Source organism: Litoreibacter sp. (assembly GCF_058136045.1).
On sequence record NZ_JBYVDD010000005.1, the window covers coordinates 47,471 to 65,761 of the forward strand.

At 51.5% G+C, this 18,291-nt stretch carries 18 protein-coding genes; 9 read left to right on the forward strand and 9 right to left on the reverse strand.

Annotation, left to right across the window (positions count from 1 at the left end; translation table 11 throughout):
* Positions 1-438: 438 nt before the first annotated feature.
* From AC3Y7R_RS07760 to AC3Y7R_RS07770, 3 genes are all read right to left on the reverse strand, one after another.
* A complete protein-coding gene (locus tag AC3Y7R_RS07760; RefSeq protein WP_490041459.1) occupies positions 439-1,500 on the reverse strand; it encodes an alpha/beta hydrolase in 1,062 nt (353 codons plus the stop codon).
* Positions 1,501-1,534: 34 nt separating this feature from the next.
* The gene (gene hslU / locus AC3Y7R_RS07765) at positions 1,535-2,854 is read right to left on the reverse strand and encodes an ATP-dependent protease ATPase subunit HslU (RefSeq protein WP_490041460.1); all 1,320 of its coding nucleotides are present in this window, start codon (positions 2,852-2,854) and stop codon (positions 1,535-1,537) included.
* A 102-nt stretch (positions 2,855-2,956) separates the two neighbouring features.
* A complete protein-coding gene (locus tag AC3Y7R_RS07770; RefSeq protein WP_490041461.1) occupies positions 2,957-3,778 on the reverse strand; it encodes an ABC transporter permease in 822 nt (273 codons plus the stop codon).
* A 143-nt stretch (positions 3,779-3,921) separates the two neighbouring features.
* On the opposite strand from AC3Y7R_RS07770, the gene cysQ reads away from it, so the two are divergent.
* The 9 genes from cysQ (at position 3,922) to AC3Y7R_RS07815 (ending at position 14,116) form a co-directional block, all read left to right on the forward strand.
* Positions 3,922-4,704 (forward strand): 3'(2'),5'-bisphosphate nucleotidase CysQ, encoded by a 783-nt coding sequence (gene cysQ, locus AC3Y7R_RS07775; RefSeq protein WP_490041581.1) that lies wholly within the window; start codon positions 3,922-3,924, stop codon positions 4,702-4,704.
* Positions 4,704-5,504, forward strand: a complete 801-nt coding sequence (locus AC3Y7R_RS07780) for a 3-deoxy-manno-octulosonate cytidylyltransferase (protein ID WP_490041462.1) — start codon at positions 4,704-4,706, stop codon at positions 5,502-5,504. The genes cysQ and AC3Y7R_RS07780 overlap by 1 nt, the downstream gene beginning before the upstream one ends.
* The gene (locus AC3Y7R_RS07785; RefSeq protein ID WP_490041463.1) at positions 5,501-6,709 is read left to right on the forward strand and encodes a glycosyltransferase family 2 protein; all 1,209 of its coding nucleotides are present in this window, start codon (positions 5,501-5,503) and stop codon (positions 6,707-6,709) included. Before AC3Y7R_RS07780 ends, AC3Y7R_RS07785 begins: the two co-directional genes overlap by 4 nt.
* Before the next feature lie 139 nt (positions 6,710-6,848).
* Positions 6,849-7,742, forward strand: a complete 894-nt coding sequence (gene galU, locus AC3Y7R_RS07790; protein ID WP_490041464.1) for a UTP--glucose-1-phosphate uridylyltransferase GalU — start codon at positions 6,849-6,851, stop codon at positions 7,740-7,742.
* Between the two features lie 13 nt (positions 7,743-7,755).
* Positions 7,756-8,739, forward strand: coding sequence for a UDP-glucose 4-epimerase GalE (gene galE, locus AC3Y7R_RS07795; RefSeq protein WP_490041465.1), 984 nt, complete (start codon positions 7,756-7,758; stop codon positions 8,737-8,739).
* Positions 8,699-9,955 (forward strand): glycosyltransferase, encoded by a 1,257-nt coding sequence (locus AC3Y7R_RS07800; protein WP_490041466.1) that lies wholly within the window; start codon positions 8,699-8,701, stop codon positions 9,953-9,955. The genes galE and AC3Y7R_RS07800 overlap by 41 nt, the downstream gene beginning before the upstream one ends.
* 25 nt (positions 9,956-9,980) lie before the next feature.
* Positions 9,981-10,991, forward strand: coding sequence for a glycosyltransferase family 2 protein (locus AC3Y7R_RS07805; protein ID WP_490041467.1), 1,011 nt, complete (start codon positions 9,981-9,983; stop codon positions 10,989-10,991).
* Positions 10,988-12,682: a DUF5927 domain-containing protein gene (locus AC3Y7R_RS07810; RefSeq protein ID WP_490041468.1), complete on the forward strand. Its 1,695-nt coding sequence runs from the start codon at positions 10,988-10,990 to the stop codon at positions 12,680-12,682. Before AC3Y7R_RS07805 ends, AC3Y7R_RS07810 begins: the two co-directional genes overlap by 4 nt.
* A gap of 3 nt (positions 12,683-12,685) precedes the next feature.
* Positions 12,686-14,116, forward strand: a complete 1,431-nt coding sequence (locus AC3Y7R_RS07815; protein WP_490041469.1) for a nodulation protein NodH — start codon at positions 12,686-12,688, stop codon at positions 14,114-14,116.
* Here the strand turns inward: AC3Y7R_RS07815 and AC3Y7R_RS07820 are convergent.
* The 6 genes from AC3Y7R_RS07820 to AC3Y7R_RS07845 all read right to left on the reverse strand — a co-directional run bounded on the left by AC3Y7R_RS07820 (position 14,113) and on the right by AC3Y7R_RS07845 (position 18,282).
* The gene (locus AC3Y7R_RS07820) at positions 14,113-14,577 is read right to left on the reverse strand and encodes a PTS sugar transporter subunit IIA (RefSeq protein WP_490041470.1); all 465 of its coding nucleotides are present in this window, start codon (positions 14,575-14,577) and stop codon (positions 14,113-14,115) included. The genes AC3Y7R_RS07815 and AC3Y7R_RS07820 overlap by 4 nt on opposite strands.
* Before the next feature lie 43 nt (positions 14,578-14,620).
* Entirely contained in the window at positions 14,621-15,190 is a 570-nt protein-coding gene (gene hpf / locus AC3Y7R_RS07825) for a ribosome hibernation-promoting factor, HPF/YfiA family (protein WP_490041471.1), read from the reverse strand.
* A gap of 229 nt (positions 15,191-15,419) precedes the next feature.
* Positions 15,420-16,181, reverse strand: a complete 762-nt coding sequence (lptB, locus tag AC3Y7R_RS07830) for an LPS export ABC transporter ATP-binding protein (RefSeq protein ID WP_490041472.1) — start codon at positions 16,179-16,181, stop codon at positions 15,420-15,422.
* A gap of 2 nt (positions 16,182-16,183) precedes the next feature.
* Positions 16,184-16,693: an LptA/OstA family protein gene (locus AC3Y7R_RS07835; RefSeq protein WP_490041473.1), complete on the reverse strand. Its 510-nt coding sequence runs from the start codon at positions 16,691-16,693 to the stop codon at positions 16,184-16,186.
* 8 nt (positions 16,694-16,701) lie between these two features.
* Positions 16,702-17,301, reverse strand: coding sequence for an LPS export ABC transporter periplasmic protein LptC (lptC, locus tag AC3Y7R_RS07840; protein WP_490041474.1), 600 nt, complete (start codon positions 17,299-17,301; stop codon positions 16,702-16,704).
* A 3-nt stretch (positions 17,302-17,304) separates the two neighbouring features.
* Complete coding sequence (locus tag AC3Y7R_RS07845) at positions 17,305-18,282, reverse strand: KpsF/GutQ family sugar-phosphate isomerase (protein WP_490041475.1); 978 nt, start codon at positions 18,280-18,282, stop codon at positions 17,305-17,307.
* Positions 18,283-18,291: the final 9 nt, after the last annotated feature.

Consider the following 18,291-nt stretch of genomic DNA (forward strand, 5'->3'; position numbering starts at 1 on the left):
TGCCTGTGACCTGAGCAAGGCAATATGAGCAATGGGCGCATGTTGGATCGGGTTCTGATGCCGGGGCTGATCCATCGGCTTCCACCTGAACCAACTTTGGTCCGTGTTCGCCGCAAATCTCCATCCAGACAGCACCATTTTGGGCTGCGGACATCGGCAAGCTTTGCCCCAAAATGAAGCTAAGGCACAGCAGTGTAGGTAGCACCCAACGCAGCCGAGCGGCGCAGCTCCGCAGGGCTGAGGAAAGAAGAGTGGCAAAGTTGAATTTCATGGGTGTGCGCGTCTCGAAGACTATTCTGTCTTGGATGTGTAACCAGCCGCAACTGGCCTCTCTTTGACATTGGTCAATTAAGGCGAACTAAAATGTGATTTTTAGAGCGGCGCATGAAAAAACTTGTGCTGCTTCGATGTCCGACAGTGCTGATTAAAGTGCAGCGGTTACCGAGCTGTTGCTGGGGCCAAAATTAAGTTGGTAGCATTTTGAACAGATAGGATCGTTCCCGGAAGTATCCCGGTTCGCCCCCCATCCCCAGACAGTGCGGCTTCGAGGTCTGGAACGCGGCTAAGAATTTTTAATAATGCTGGCGAGGTCGCAGTCACGAAGTGATTTGAGCCTCCCTCTCCGTAGGCGGTCACGTCGATGTAGGTGATATTATACTTAGCAATTTCGCTTACATCGCTAAGCCGCCCAAGCCTGTTTTTCTGCCCTGTTAGCCGCTCGACAAGCCGCAAGGCTCGGTCTTTGCGCGAAGAGAAGATGATAAACGGATCGGGGAGTTTTCCGATAGCGTCAGCTTGCGAACGAAACACATCAAGGTCAACGTCAGGGGACATTAAAACTACCCCACCAATGCGATCCAATGTGTGCTTTTTACCAGAAACGTGTAGCTCACGAAGGGTTTCCATAGTGACCAGTGAGCCAAGGGAGTGAGCGACCAAAATGACTTCACGCGCCTTGGACTTGGAGATTTCCTCAATCAACTGGCGCAAACCATCGCGAGCAAACAAAGCGCTATCGCGGTCGTAGGCATAATTCAGAGGATTTCCCGCAGAGGGCCACGAATATGTAACTGCAATTCCGGGAACACCCAGATCATACCCCATCTGTGCAATGCGGTATATTCCGTCGCCAAACTGGTTGTTGAAACCATGGATAAAAATTACGACATCCCGATCTTCAACTTTTCGCTTAGACAGAACCTTGTCTAGGGTCGCCCGCATTCCTGCCCCATCGGGATAGGTTAGTGTGCGCGACAGTAAGAAGTGCTTTTGTGGGTCAGGTTTGCCCCTAGGCCACTCAATTTGACCCGGTTTGTGATTGGGCGGAATTGAAACTTCGGCCACGCCATATGTTACTTTGCGCGAGCGTTGTGTCCCGAAGAGCTGTGTATCGACTTGGCGGCTTGTCGCAAAGAAAATTGGTCGGCTTGTGGCCGCGGCAAGGCCCTCTGGAACGCGAACCAGTTCGCCGCGAAAAGCACAGGCGGCCAAGAGCAGCACTAGGCTGCAAAAGAGCAGCCTAGTTTTTGTGGTGCTAAAGGACATAGCGACTAAGATCGGATGATCTGCTGAGCGCGCCGAGATGAGTTTCGACGAATTCTGCATTTAGGGTAACTTCGTCTCCGGCACGGTCGGGGGCGGTAAAGCTCAGTTCTTCGAAAACGCGCTCCATGACGGTATAGAGGCGCCGCGCGCCGATGTTTTCTACGGACAAGTTCACTTCGGCGGCGATGCGCGCCAAGGCGGCAATCCCATCTTGGGTGAAGTTGACGGTGACGCCCTCGGTTCCCATCAATGCGGTGTATTGCAATGTGAGGGCATTATCAGTTTCGGTCAAAATGCGTACAAAATCATCTTCGGTGAGCGCGCGTAGTTCTACCCGGATCGGCAGGCGGCCTTGCAGTTCCGGTAATAAGTCTGACGGTTTGGCGATATGAAACGCGCCCGATGCGATAAATAGCACGTGGTCCGTTTTCACAGGCCCGTGTTTTGTTGAGACAGTTGTCCCTTCGATTAAGGGGAGTAAGTCACGCTGCACCCCTTCGCGGCTAACATCTGCTCCGCGGGCATCCGCGCGGGCACAAACCTTGTCGATCTCATCTAGAAAGACGATGCCATTTTGTTCAACAGCTTCAATGGCGGCTTGGGTTACAGTCTCTTGGTCCAGAAGTTTGTCTGCCTCTTCAGTAATCAACATGGCATAGCTGTCAGCGACACGCATTTTGCGTTTGGTTGTTTTGCCACCCATAGCCTTACCAAACAAATCCCCTAAATTCATCATCCCTGGGCTGTCACCCATTCCGGGTTGTCCGGGAACCTCGAACATCTGAAACGGATTCCCCCCGCCGGAGTCTGCTAAGTCTAGCTCTATTTCTTTGTCGTCGAGCACGCCGTCGCGTAGTTTTTTGCGGAACATATCACGCGTGCTTTCACGGGACCCAGTCCCAGCTAACGCATCAATTACCCGTTCTTCAGCAGCTTTATGCGCAGCACTTTTAACGTCGTCGCGCATGTGTTCGCGGGTCATAAGTATCGCGGCGTCGACCAGATCACGGACGATTTGTTCAACATCTCGTCCAACATATCCAACTTCGGTGAACTTGGTGGCTTCTACCTTTAAAAAGGGAGCACGCGCTAGTTTTGCTAACCGTCGAGATATCTCAGTTTTGCCGACACCTGTTGGGCCGATCATCAAGATGTTTTTGGGATAAACCTCGTCGCGCAGATCGTCAGGTAGTTGTTTGCGCCGCCAACGGTTTCGCAGCGCGACTGCAACAGCGCGCTTGGCGTCATTTTGGCCGATAATAAAGCGATCTAGCTCGGATACGATTTCGCGGGGAGTCAGGTCGGTCACGGTGGCATCCTTTTTGGTTTGAAACCTACTTAAGCCTATGAAGGACGGCTCGCAACTTGAAGGTCAAACGCAACAGGATTGTGGATCGCAGTATAACTTGGCTTAACGCCCCGCGCTCCAACTGATGGATGCATAGCGCCGCGCTTGGAATTCGCCCATCAATCCAACCATGATCAAGGTTACCGAAACAATTACCGGGTAGGAAATTGAGCTGAAATGCGGGCTATAGTTGATAAATGCGAAGCCGCGTGCCTGATCGATGCAATGGAAGAGCGGGTTCCAGTCGAAGAACGCCAGAATATAGCCGGGCATAGTGTTCGCGACGAACATTTTGCCAGACGCCACCATGTTGGCGCGACTATAGACGGTTGAGGCGATTGAGGCGAAGCCCGGAAACCAAGGCTTGAGTGCGAGGAACACCATTCCAACAGCTACGCCTGAAAACCATGCTAAAAGAAACATCGCAATGGTGCCGATCGTATCGTCAATTACAATGGGGTGCCAAGCAACGTGCACTACAAATAAGATTAATGCTGCGGATAGGGTCTGAAGATAGAGTGCGGACAGTGCGGCAGAGGCAATTGCGATCGCAGTATTCATCGGCGCGTGCTTCATCATTGCCGATGTAGGCCCCTCGGACCCCATTATCGCGCCAACGGCCTTTGTGTGGGTCAAAAACAGAAAAATGCCCGACAGAAGGTATAAAATAAAGTCACCACGGATGGCGTTACCTTTAAGTCCAAGCACTGAGAACATGAGGTAGAATGCGCCAACCATGATCACGGTGGTCATCATGTTCATTGCCAAGCCGATGATCGCGTTGCTGTGCGATTTTCTGACGTGCCTAACTGTGGCAACGTAGATCAGGTCCATCAGCCCGATAGCTGACCGAAAATGGGTAGTACGCTCTTCGGTTCTGAACATCGTGCAAACCTGCTTTGCCGTTTAGGTCGGTGTTCTGGTCATTAAACGCTAGAAAACTTGCCGATCTGTTATCAAGGCATCATAAGAAGTCCAAAGTGGTAAATCAATATTCCGGCAGGAGAGTGGCTTTGGACTATAACAAGATGGCAACGGTGTTTCGGGAACTGGCCCTAGAGGCTGGAGACAAAATCATGGAGATCTATGGTGCGGATGATTTTGATGTACGTTCAAAGTCGGATGATAGCCCCGTAACAGCGGCCGATGAGGCGGCGGATGCGATTATATCTGCGGGCATACGGGCTGCGTTCCCCGATGTGTTGTTGGTCACAGAAGAGCAAGCGGCCACACATTCCGAGAGTGCCGCAAACTTCATTATTGTCGACCCATTAGATGGCACTAAAGAGTTCATAAAACGCCGTGGCGATTTCACAGTGAACATCGCGTTTATCGAGAATGGAACGCCAACACGCGGTGTCGTTTATGCTCCGGCCAAGGAACGTATGTTCTTCACGAACTCGGATGGGGTATCGCTTGAAGAAATCGGGCCATTCGACCGGCAAAAACAGGGTCTAACAAGGCCTATTCGCGTTAAATCACCGGACAATGATGCGCTTGTTGTTGTGGCGTCAAAATCCCATCGTGATCAGGCAACTGATGACTATATTTCGAAGTACAAGACGTCGGATATGACTGGCGCAGGGTCTTCGCTGAAGTTCTGTTTGGTTGCCGCTGGTGAGGCCGATATTTATCCACGCGTTGGTCGAACAATGGAGTGGGACACGGCAGCAGGGCATGCCGTGCTAAACGGCGCGGGCGGCTCGGTCGTGCGATTTGATGATCACACACCGCTAACGTATGGCAAGCCGATTTATGAGAACCCGTTTTTTATCGCCTATGCACCGGGCGTTGATTTGAAGCCTGCTTGATGTCGGTCACGATTGTAATTCCAGCGCGATATGCGTCCACGCGCTACCCCGGGAAGCCGCTTGTTTCCTTGATCGGCGCGACTGGGGAAGCCCGCAGTTTGATTGAGCGGTCTTGGCGGGCTGCTAAATCTGTTTCTGGTGTTGATCGGGTTGTGGTTGCGACTGATGATGAGCGTATCAAGCTGGCGTCAGAGGCCTTTGGTGCAGAAGTTGTCATGACATCCTCAGATTGCTTCAATGGCACAGAGCGTTGCGCTGAGGCGTTGCCAAAGTTGGGGGCAGATCCAGAAATTGTTGTGAATCTTCAAGGCGACGCGCCTTTGACGCCAGCTTGGTTTGTGGAAGATCTAATCGCTGGTTTAAGGACCTCTGGGGATGCGTCATGTGCAACGCCTGTGTTGCGGTGCGATGGGCGGGCCCTAAATGGGTTTTTAGAGGACCGAAAGAATGGCCGAGTAGGCGGGACAACCGCTGTGTTTAGTCAGGATATGTCGGCGTTGTATTTCTCTAAGGAAGTGATCCCGTTCACCTCTGAAGTATACTCTAACACAGCCAAAACACCTGTTTTTCACCATGTCGGCGTCTATGCTTACCGTCCTGATGCGTTGCGGGAATATGGCGGGTGGCCGGTCGGGCCATTGGAGACGTTAGAAGGTTTAGAACAGCTTCGGTTTTTGGAAAATGATCGCAAGGTTCTATGTGTCGAAGTGGAAGCACGCGGAAGACAGTTTTGGGAGTTAAATAACCCTGAAGATGTGCCGAGGCTTGAGGCCATGCTTGCGGAGATGGGGCACCCATGACGGGGCTTTCGGTCAGTGTGGTTGTTGTCAGCCGCCACCGGCCGGAAGAATTACGCCGTTGTTTGCGCGCCTTGGAGTTTCAAACTCTACGCGGTTTTGAGGTTGTTTTGGTTTCGGACCCGCAGACGGCCAAAGTGCTAAGCACGATCACCGATCCAAGTCGTATCAAACATGCCACCTGCGGCGCGGCAAACATTTCACAGGCTCGCAATATCGGGGTTGGGCTGGCATCGGGCGATTTGGTTGCTTTCATTGATGATGATTCGATTGCCGAACCCACATGGCTTGAACGGCTGACTGCTCCTTTCCAAAGCCTGACCATCGTTGCGGCGGGGGGGTTCGTGCGCGGGCGTAATGGTATTTCTTTCCAATGGAAGGCGGAAGAAGTTGCGCCTGATGGCAGTGCGATTTCAATCGAGGTGCATAAGACTACCGTGCCGGATGTGGTGCAGCATCGCTATATAAAGACACAAGGAACCAACTGCGCCTTTCGGCGATCTACTCTACATAAGCTGGGCGGGTTTGATGAAAACTTTCACTTTTTTCTTGATGAGACTGACCTGAATATTCGAATTGGCGAAGCGGGGCTTTCAACTGCAATTGTTCCCGATGCGGAAGTTCAACACGGCTATAGTGCATCCGCTCTTCGCGGGCGCGACCGCCGCCCAAAATCGCTATTCGAGATTGGGGCTAGCCAAGCATATTTTCATAAAAAGCATGGGGTGTCTGGCGGAAACCTGAAGACGTTTCGAGGTCAGCAATTGCAGCGTTTGGACAAGGCATTATTGGGGGGGCAGTTGGAGCCGCGAGATGTTGTTAAGCTGCAAAATGAGTTGGATTCTGGACTGGAGAATGGGGCTGTGCGGATCCTTATGGAAAGCACAAGCTGGCCGCAACCCACTCCATTCAAACGATTTACAGCTCAGCTCTTAACTCCGGAACATGTGTTTTTAAGCAGCAGTTGGTTGTTTCGGAAGAGGGCCTTTTCAAAAGCTCAAGCAATGGCTGCTGGCGGGGTGCCGTGTAGCGTCATAGTGCTGAGTTTGACGGCATTGTTTCACCGACGCTGGTTCCATGATGGAGGGTTCTGGGTGCAGTCGGGGGGAATATTCGGAAAATCAACCCGTAACGACCCAGTTTGGGCATGGTATCGACGCGCAAATCGCTATCTCCGGGAGCGACTATTACTCAGTGGGACGCGTTAAATTAAGGCGTTGATGTTGCAAAATGTAGCCTTTCAATCGATCGGCTTTCGGGACACAGTTTTGAAAGACTAAGCGGCCATTGTGTAGCAGTTCATCCGCTTACGGTTTAGGTGTTGAGAAAAGTAATGAGGCAAAGAAAATGAAGCGTAAAGTTACCAAAGCAGTATTTCCGGTTGCCGGACTGGGTACGCGGTTTTTGCCTGCGACCAAATCCATTCCGAAAGAGATTATGACGCTCGTCGACAGACCTCTTATTCAATACGCAATTGATGAGGCTCGAGCTGCCGGGATCAAAGAATTTATCTTTGTGACCTCGCGTGGAAAAGGCGCGCTGGAAGATTATTTCGATCACGCGCCAGAGCTAGAAGCATCCCTTCGGAAAAAGAACAAAACGGAGCTTTTGAGCACACTTAAGAGCACCAATATGGACAGCGGTGCTATTGCTTACATCCGTCAGCACAAAGCGCTGGGTCTTGGTCATGCGGTGTGGTGTGCACGGCGTCTTATTGGGAATGAACCGTTTGCAGTGATCTTGCCTGATGATGTAATCGCTGCCGAAAAGCCATGCCTTCAGCAAATGGTCGAAGCCTACTCGGAGACCGGGGGTTGTATGGTTGCGGCAATGGAAGTCCCTACGGAAAAAACAAATTTATACGGCGTGTTGGACGTGAAGGAAGATATGGGGTCGCTGGTCTCCGTTCGCGGGATGATTGAGAAGCCAACTGTTGACTCTGCGCCATCGAACCTTGCGGTAATTGGGCGCTATATTCTTACGCCAAAAGTATTGCAAAATTTGAATAAAATTAAACGAGGCGCTGGTGGAGAAGTTCAGCTGACGGATGCAATTGCTCAGGAAATCGAAGCTGACCGTGATGTATTTGGTTACCGGTTCCGTGGACAGCGCTTTGATTGTGGATCAAAGGCTGGGTATTTGCAGGCGACAGTTGCATTTGGCCTTGCGCGAGATGATTTGAAGGAAGAGTTGTCGGGTTATCTAGATGAATTGGCGGCCGCGCGAAGTGTGGTTCAGTAGTTAAGGGCGCACTATGGCGAATGTACTGGTTACTGGCGGGGCGGGCTACATTGGATCGCATGCGTGTAAGGTTTTGTCGGCGGCTGGGTTCACCCCGGTTACATTCGATAACCTTTGTACCGGATGGCAGGATGCGGTGAAATTTGGCCCATTTGAGCAAGGGGATTTGCTGGATAGGGCGCGGCTAGACGAAGTTTTTGCGAAATACGCGCCAGTTGCGGTTATGCATTTTGCCGCCTTGAGCCAGGTGGGCGAGTCCATGGATAACCCTGGACTCTATTGGCGCAATAACGTGGGCGGCTCGCTGAACCTTATTGAAGCTGCTGCCGAGGCTGGGTGCCTGAACTTCGTGTTTTCTTCAACCTGTGCCACTTATGGCGATCAGGATGGGGTCACCTTAACTGAAGAGAGTGAGCAGCATCCGATCAATGCTTACGGCGCCTCAAAGCGTGCAGTTGAGGACATTCTGGCAAGCTTTGAGCAGAGCCACGGCATGCGCCATGTGATTTTCCGTTACTTCAATGTGGCAGGCGCGGATCCGGCTGGTGAGGTTGGTGAGTTTCACCAGCCCGAGACGCATTTGATTCCGTTGATGCTGGATGCGATTGACGAAAAACGCTCGGCTTTGACGGTCTTTGGCAGCGATTATGACACCCCTGATGGTACATGCATCCGGGATTATGTACATGTGATGGACTTGGCTGATGCACATGTAAAAGGGATCAACTGGCTGCTTGATGGTCACGCGCCAAGAGTTTTCAATTTGGGGACTGGCAGCGGGTTTTCAGTGCGGGAAGTTGTCGATCACAGTCGGGCTGTGACGAATAGGGACGTTCCAATTATAGAAGGTGAGCGTCGTGCGGGTGATTGCACCAAGTTGGTTTCTGGAAGCGATCGTGCCAAGACAGAGTTAGGGTGGGCCCCGCACCGCTCAACTTTGAAGGAGATGATCACCGATGCATGGCGTTGGCATCAGTCCGGGCACTACGATAAATAGGCCCTATACCGTCGTTCTAGACATTACGCGACTTGTGTCGCGTGTGGGGCAGGGGCCTTTGACTGGTGTGGACCGGGTCGAGATGGCCTATCTGGATTGGTGCCTCTCTACGCCAAATAGTTTGTTTTTCTGTCTCGCGCGGGTGGCCAGCGGTTATGTGCTCTTGGATAGAAGTGGGGCTGTTGCCTTTCGCGCAAAGATGGGCGGAGATACTGCTTGGGGCAAGCCGGATTGGCGGGCTAGGATCGGTTTGCGGACCTCAAAGAAGAGAGGGGCGGCAGAATCAGATTTGCGCCGCTTAGCGATTGCAATATCGGGGAAAGACGTACTTCCTGAAATACCGGCTCCAAATGGAGTTTATTTTAACACTGGCCACTCAAATTTAAGCGAGACCACATTGTCTGGTATGGTCAGCGCTGGCTTTAAGGTTGCAACGCTTATCCATGATATGATTCCGCTAGATTGGCCTGATTTCCAGCGCGCTGGAAGTGTGCCTAAGTTTGAGAAAAAAATGCGTGCAGTGGCGTCTTACAGCGACCTTATCATCGCAAACTCAAAGGATACAAAAGACCGAGTTCAGCATTATTTTAGCTCATGGGCGCATAGCCCTTCCTATGTGAGTGCGCATTTAGGGGCGCCTCAGCCTTGCACCGACTTTCAAGATTTAGGCCATGTTAGGCCCTATTTTGTTGTGCTTGGCACTATTGAGCCGCGCAAAAACCATGCGCTATTGTTGGACGTTTGGGAGGACATGCAGCAAGTTATGACGCGTGATGACATTCCTGACCTTTATGTCATTGGGCGACGTGGATGGAACAATGACGCAGTTTTCTCCCGGCTAGACAAGCACCGGAACTCTACGTGGCTGCATGAACGAAATGATATGACTGACACAGAGATGACGGGTCTTTTGGCTGGTGCGCATGGCTTGTTGTTCCCCACGTTTGCTGAGGGGTTTGGGCTGCCTTTGATCGAGGCGGCTCAACTGGGTGTTCCGGTTATCTGTGGCGATCTTGCCATTCATCATGAAGTGTTGGGTGACTACCCCGTTTACGCAGACCTGCAAGACCGCTACCTTTGGAAAAAAATAATACTTGAGCAGGCAGAGCAGAGGCAGAAAGACCTCGTCGACGCGCATAAGAAAAAAAAGCCAATACTTCCAACTTGGCCAGAGCACTTCGAGATCGTTAACGCTGCGGTGACGAAGCTTCTCTAATTATGCGGGTAAGAGGTGACACAACATGGGTGTCCTACAATCATACCAGCTTCGTGTTGAACGGAGACGATGGCGCATGCGGGCTCTCCGCAAGCGGCACCAACTTGCTGCGCTGAAGGACCGAACCGCTCAAATTGGATCGTCGGACATTTTGGTGTTCTGTACCTTGCGAAATGAAGTTGTGCGGACACCATTTTTTTTGAAATACTATCGCGACCTCGGCGTAGATCATTTTATTTTTGTTGATAACGGCTCAGATGATGGCACGTCTGAATACCTATCCAACCAACCCGATGTTTCGGTGTTTCGTACTGTAGACAGTTATAAGCGATCCCGATTTGGTGTGGATTGGTTGAATTGGTTGCTGCGTAAATATGGTCATGGCCATTGGTCTCTGGTGCTCGATGTTGATGAGTTTCTAGTCTACCCGTTTAGTGATACGCGCCCAATCAAGGCATTAACGGATTGGTTAGACGCGTCATCGGTGAAATCCTTTGGAACGATGCTGATAGATATGTATCCCAAGGGGCCGATTGACTCTGTGCCTTATGAGGCAGGAGAGAATCCATTCGAGCATGTGCATTGGTTCGACAGTGGCAATTATACCATCCAAAAGAATAGCAAGTACGGTAATTTGTGGATCCAGGGCGGGCCGCGGGCTCGTGCGTTCTTTGCAGACAAGCCTGAGCGTGCTCCGGCCCTGAACAAAGTGCCTCTGGTCCGCTGGGATCGAAGCTATGCGTATGTCAGCTCAACACATATGCTTTTGCCGCGTGGTTTGAATCTAGTCTACGATGAGTGGGGAGGCGAAAAGACGTCCGGATGCCTCCTTCATGCAAAGTTCCTTGATACATTTTCTGAAAAATCCGCAGAAGAGTTGCAACGAAAAGAGCATTTCGCCAACAGTCATGAGTACCGTGCGTATCATGCCGGGCTGTCGGAAAATCCCGATTTGTGGTGCAAGTGGTCCGAGAAATATATCAACTGGCGTCAATTAGAGATTTTGGGCCTGATGTCTAAGGGAAACTGGGCATGAGTGTTGGGTTTGTCTTGTTGGTGCATGAGGCGCTAGATCGTGCCGCGCAGTTGGCGCGCCATTGGGCGGAGCATGGCAAGCCTGTTGTGATACATGTCGATAAACGGGTTGAGGCCGAAACGTACGATTATTTCACGGGTAAGCTGGCTGATCTAGAGAATGTGATATTTTCAGAGCGGCATGCTTGTGAGTGGGGGAATTGGTCCATCGTTGGAGCAACGCAGTCTGCTTGCGAGTTGATGTTGGAGAGCTTCACAGAGGTTCGTCACGTATATTTGGCCAGCGGTTCCTGCATCCCACTCAGACCCGTGGAGGAGATGCAGACATATTTGGATGAACGGCCGCGTACGGACTTTATTGAATCGGTTACAACGGACGAAGTTGATTGGACTGTGGGGGGGTTGGATCAGGAGCGGTTCACGCTGCGGTTCCCGTTTTCATGGAAGCGTCAGCGGAGGTTTTTCGACGGCTACGTGGATTTGCAGCGCCGCCTTAAGATGAAACGCCGAATTCCAGAAGGGGTGCTGCCTCATCTTGGCTCACAGTGGTGGTGCCTGACGCGCCAGACTTTATCCGCAATTCTGCAAGATCCACGCCGGGAAGAATATGACCGCTACTTCCGCCGCGTCTGGATCCCGGATGAGAGTTATTTTCAGAGCCTAGCAAGGCTTTATTCAACGCAGATTGAGAGCCGGTCTTTAACCCTTTCCAAGTTTGACTTCCAAGGCAAGCCGCATGTTTTCTACGATGACCACCTGCAACTATTGAGGCGGTCAGATTGCTTTGTTGCGCGGAAAATGTGGCCCCGGGCAGAACGCTTGTATCGTGAGTTTTTGGCGCCTGCGTCTCGCGCACTTGTCATGGCAGAGCCGAACCCATTAAAAATCGACCGATTATTTAGCAGGGCCACAGAGCGCCGAACCCGAGGGCGCGCCGGCTTGTACATGCAAGGTCGGTTTCCGAACGAGGGCTGGGAAAACGGCAGAACAAGCAGTCGGTATTCTGTCTTTGAAGGGTTTACGGATTTGTTTGAGGACTTTGATGCATGGATCGCACGGCGAACCGGCAATCGAGTTCATGGAAATTTATTCGCCAAAGATAGGGTTCACTTTGCTGGGGGTGATGAGGTCTATAATGGGGCGCTGTCGGATAGTGCTCCATTGCGAGAATACAATCCGCGCGCGTTCCTTTCAAACTTGATCTGGAACACAAGGGGGGAGCACCAGTGTTTTCAGTTTGGGCCTGCGGATGATCAGAAAGTTTCCGAGTTTCTAGCAACAGACCGTAACGCGCAGATTTCGATTATATCAGGAGCATGGGCTATTCCTTTGTTCCATTCTAATCAGAATTTCTCGGAGTTGCGCAAAACTGCTGCTCAACTACAGCGGGTGGAAGCGGCGCATTTGGAATTGCTTCGGATGGCGAAAACAAAGGCCCGGGTTCGAATTTGGAGTCTCGCGGAATTTATCGAAGATCCGATGGAAAACCTTCAATCTATCCTCGACCAGATTGGGGGGATAGGCCAGCGTCGTTTGACAGAAGTACCTGTTATGGCTGACTTAACCGGGTTCGGTCAATTTTTGCAGAGTCTAAAAAACCGCGGTATGAGTCCGCATCTAATGGGTGATTTTCCTGTGATTGACGATACCTCAATTAAACCCCGGGGCAGTCGCCCGTATTTGGTGAAATAGATCATGATCAAACCGTTTGAATACTTTGTTATTTTTGCTGAAATGCGGACTGGTTCCAATTTTCTGGAGGCTAGTCTGAACGAGTACGGGGACCTCCATTGTTATGGCGAAGCCTATAATCCGCACTTTGTCGGACACCACAACAAGGATGCTATGTTCGGCATAGATATGGCTCAACGTGAGATTTCTCCACTGTCTTTGATTGAGAGAATGAAGGAAAATACAGACGGCTTTCCGGGCTTTCGCTTTTTCAACGACCACGACCCGCGGGTTATGGAGCACGTCCTTTCGGACCCGAAATGTGCTAAGATAATCCTGACTCGCAACCCGTTGGATAGCTATGTTTCACTGAAAATTGCAGCGCAAACCGGACAATGGAAGTTGTCTGATATGAAGCAACGTCGCTCTGCCATGGTGAATTTTGACCGTGATGAATTCGTGTCCCATCTCGAGGCTAAACAGGCTTTTCAGCTTGATATTTTGAGGGCAATGCAGGTTTCAGGGCAAACAGGTTTTTATGTTGCCTACGAGGATATCTCGGATGTTGATGTGCTGAATGGGTTGGCCCAGTTTATAGGGTCCCGGGAGCAGATTAGCTCAACGCCAAACTCTGTCAAAAAACAAAACCCAAGCTCCTTGGAAGAGAAAGTCACTAACTACAGTCAAATGGCGAAAGATTTGGCCGGGGTAGACTACTTTGCTTTGTCTACGACACCTAATTTTGAGCCTCGGCGAGGTCCGGGGGTGCCAGGGTTTTACCTTGCGGCGGAAGCGCCGATTTTGTTCATTCCAGTGGCGGGATCCCCAAAGGAAAATGTCCTTGAATGGCTTGCGAAACTAGACGGTGTTGAATGCGATGAATTGCAAACTGATTTGTCTCAAAAGATACTGCGACAGTGGAAACGATCCCAGCCAGGCCATAGAAGCTTTACGGTGATTAGACATCCTCTTGCGCGGGCGCATGAAGTATTTTGCCGATATATCGTACCTAAAAGGGATGATAAGTTTGCAGACCCTAGAAAGGTTATGCGAAATAAATACGGTGTTTCTGTACCCAACCAAGGTGATCTGAGTGAGTACACTAAAACGGATCACCGCGCAGCCTTTGCCAACTTTCTAAAGTTTCTAAAGGGCAACTTGGCGGGGCAGACAAGCGTTCGAATAGATGCAGTCTGGGCCACACAGACTGCATTGCTTGAGGGCGCAGCGAATGTTGTATTGCCAGACGTGATCTTGCGTGAAGATGAACTTGTAACGGGTTTTCAGGCTCTGTCAGCGTCGCTTAATCTTGAGGATGTGGCGGTAGAGATAGACGCAGAGTCTGGTCCATTTTGTTTGGCCGAAATCTATGATGAAGAATTAGAAAAGCTTGCTACCGCAGTATACCGAAAGGACTACATCAGCTTTGGGTTTACTGCGTGGAACAAGAGCTAAGCAGCCTTTGGTTCTTGGGCCTCTGTCAAAATCGCATGTAATGCTGTGGGCGCGGAGTTTGACCGAAGTTTGGTGCAAGTGTCGCCATTGCGCATGGTGCGAGACACCAGCGCGAGCGCCTTGAGGTGATTGACCCCAGCCGTTTCCGGGGCAAACAGCGCAAAAAATAAGTCAACGGGCTGGCGGTCTGCTGCGTCGAAATCAATTGGCCGCTCCAGCCGCAAGAACACGGCAACCACGTTTTCAAGTGACGTTAAACGTGCGTGGGGTAAAGCGACCCCATGGCCCACACCAGTTGGGCCAAGGGATTCACGCTCCATGAGGGCTTCAAGAGCCATGTCCGCAGGGATTCCATGCGCAGAAGCCGCAATTTCAGCGACTTTTTGAAAGAGCCGCTTCTTGCTGGTTACCGCAGAGACCGTTTTCACTGCGGTCTGTGTCAGAATTTCTGAAATCTGCATGGGTTCGCTCTCTAAATAGGTAGGCTCGTGATGAGCCATATAATTAGTCGGTTGGGTCGATCCAACCTATGTTTTCGTCATCTCTGCGATAGACGACATTGACGTTTTTGTTTCTCTCATTGCGAAATACCAAGGCTGGCACTCCTGCAATCTCCATCTGCATTACGGCCTCCCCAACCGATAGCAATGGAATTTTAGCCGCCATTTCTGCAATAATTATCGGTTGCAGTGATTCTGGCTCTGAATCCTCAGTCTCGTTACTTCCGGCAAGGATATATGAGGATGCATCGGAGAGTTCAACCGGTTGTGGTCGTGTCTTGTGGTGGTCCTTTAACCGACGCTTATAGCGCCTCAGTTGTTTATCCATCTTTTCGCCGCATTGATCGAGGGCTGCGTAAATGTCTGTATTATGGCCGCGCGCTTGTGCTGTCAGGCCTGTACTTAGGTGGATGATCGCTTCGCAAACGAATTCATGGGCGTCTTTGGAAAAGATGACCGTCGCATCTGTCGGACGGCCTGAATATTTCTCCAAAATTGCTCCGAGTTCAGCCTTAACGTGGATTTGCAGTGCTTCACCAATGTCAATTTGTTTGCCCGTGATCTGATACCGCATGGCGTCTCCTTAGTTATAGTTGGGGGAAAACCGACCAAATAGCGTAAAATTGGCCGGGTTTGGGTTGAGTGTCTCGTATCGCCCGAATTCTCGGAACGTGTCCTATAGGTGTTGCGCTGGGCAAGACCAAAGCATGGGACTTTTGATCACTCATTGATCCTATTTGGCGCTAAATGGGACGTCTGTGTCAACAAAAGAGATGTATGGGTCGGGAATGACTTACCCGATATCAGCTGATCCGAAAGTTTTGACCAAGGTATACACGGCGCACGTTTTCGTCTTGAACGACTTCTTCGGTTGTGCCGCTCATCAAGACGTGGCCGTCATGCAGAATATAGGCGCGGTCGACGATTTCGAGTGTTTCACGCACGTTGTGGTCGGTAATTAGGATGCCAATTCCGCGTTTTTTAAGGTCAGAAACCAGCCCGCGAATTTCACCAACTGCAATAGGGTCAACACCTGCAAAGGGTTCATCCAGCAGCAAATACTTAGGGTCGGCTGCAAGGCAGCGTGCGATTTCAGCGCGCCGTCTTTCACCGCCAGAAAGGGACAGCGCCGGTGCACGGCGTAGATGGCCAATGGAAAACTCGTTTAGGAGTTCTTCGAGGCGCTCTCGCCGCTTTGTGCGATCTTTAATGGCAATTTCAAGAATTGCGAGAATGTTATCCTCGACGCTGAGGCCGCGAAAAATTGACATTTCTTGCGGCAGATAGCCGATTCCCAGCTTTGCCCGGCGATACATTGGCAACAAGGTTACGTCGCGGCCTTCGATTGTCACGGTCCCGGCTTCTGGGGTGACTAACCCGGCAATTGCGTAAAAACATGTTGTTTTGCCAGACCCGTTTGGCCCCAAAAGTGCGACGACTTCACCGCGCGATAGCTCCATCGAGACATCGCGGATAACGGGTCGACGCTTATAGTTTTTGCGCAACCCAAGAACTTTTAGCCCGGACGAGCCATCTTGTACGCTAAGGTTTGGTGCGTCGGCCATGGCTAGTTTCCGCCGGTTTGAAAGATCGTGCGGACTCGGCCTTCCATGCGTCCACTTCCTGTCTTCAGATCAACGGTCAGCTTTTCACCGGATAATGCGTTGACGCCTTGGGTGAGGATTACGTCCCCCGTCATGACGATATTAGCGCCTGCAACTGAGTAGATGGCCTTTGCAGCTTCGGCGGCTTCGGCCCCGTTCACTAGGGTCACACCACCAGTCGCGATCAGTTGGTTGATGCGGCCTGTAACTTGTCCATTTTCCGTGGCGTACTCCACACGGACGCGCGCTGCGCTGAGACGCATTTCCCCTTGACCTGCTACAACATTGCCAATGAAAACAGCAGAGCCAGTTGCTTGGTCTACGGTCAATTCATCGGCGGTAATTTCAACTGGCAGAGAAGCGTCGTGCTTTAATCCGCCAAAGGCAACAGAAGCGCCCTGAGCGAAAGCGCTACCAGATATTAAGAAGACTGTTAGCGCCGCGATGCCGACCAATTTGGAAAGTACTGTCATATCACCCTCTACTCTTTAGGATCGTATATCAGCTTCACACCATTGTTGAAAACAAGAACCTGCGTGGTGCCATTTTTGGTCAACGTCATTGACCCCGCATCCAGCCGTCCTGCTGGGCCAGTTCCTGTAACATGGTTAGAAGCCGTGATGTTAGCTGTGGCTAAGTCAGCGGACAATGTGTCAGTGATGAGTGTGTAGCCAGTCGATGTGGAAAGGCGGACTTTTCCCGTCAAGTCGAGTGTCTCGTCGGTGCCGTCATAGTAGGCGTCGTTTGCCACGATCCCATAGGATGGGCCGTCTGTCGTTTCAATTCTGGCAACCACATCTTGAAGGTGTAACCTTCTAGGATTGGTGAGGTCGGGAGTTGCACTTTTGGCGTCTACGGTGATGGCGGAGCCATCTTTGGTTGCCCCTGAAAGCTTCGGAGAGGTAAGTTTCTGGTCTCGGGCTATTTTTTCGACATCTATGTCAGCAAACGGGATAGCGTCGGATGGATCAAGGCTGCGTGAAAATAGAAACATGGTCGAGAGCAGGCCAAGCGCGGCCAGTGGGAAGATGATTTTCGCCCATTGCACAAAGCGCGAGTATCTATTGTCAACCGCAGCCATTGCTTATGCCACGCCCGCACGTAGGCAATCATGAATGTGCAAAATGCCTAGCGGTGCGCCGCTATTGGCCGCCTTAGTTACGAACAAGCAGGTAATTTTGCGGTCATTCATTGTCGCTACGGCCTGCTCGGCCAGTGCATCTGGGGGGATTGTGGTGGGTGCGGCTGTCATGACTTGCGCGGCTGTCATGTCTAGCAGCCCACTCATGTTGCGGCGCAAGTCCCCGTCCGTGATTATGCCGACAAGATTGCCATCGTCGTTTGTGACACCAACGACACCGAAGCCTTTTTGGCTGATTGCGATCAAGACATCTGACATCGGTGTATCTAAGGGGGTGATCGGCAGATCATCTCCCACATGCATTAAGTCGGAAACCTTAGACAGGCGCGCCCCCAGTTTACCGCCGGGGTGGAAGTCGCGAAAGTTTTCTGGTGTGAATTGGCGATGCTCCATCAGCGCAATTGCGAGCGCATCACCCAACGCCAAGGTCATCGTGGTAGAAGTCGTTGGAACCACGCCAGTATCACAGGCTTCCTCGGCTTTTGGCAAAAGTAGGGCAACGTCGCATTGTTTCATCAGCGTGCTATTGGCGCGGCTGGCGACTGCAATCATTGGAATATTAAAGCGGCGGGTGTACGCAATCACGTCGGCCAGCTCCGGGGTTTCCCCAGAATTCGACAAAATGAGCGCCACATCGCCTTGCGCCATCATGCCGAGATCGCCGTGGCTTGCTTCGGCAGGATGGACGAAGTGGGCGGGGGTGCCGGTTGAGGCTAAGGTGGCTGCAATTTTGCGCGCCACATGACCGGACTTTCCCATGCCACAAATGATGACACGGCCGGTCGCCGCCAGCATTAGCTCCACTGCTTCGGCGAAACTAGCGTCGATCGCGGTGCCTAAAAGGTCCAATGCAGCCGCTTCGCGTGCGATAACGCGGCGCCCGATTGCAAGAAATTCTTCTGATGTGGTTTTGTTTTTCATCTGCTCTAT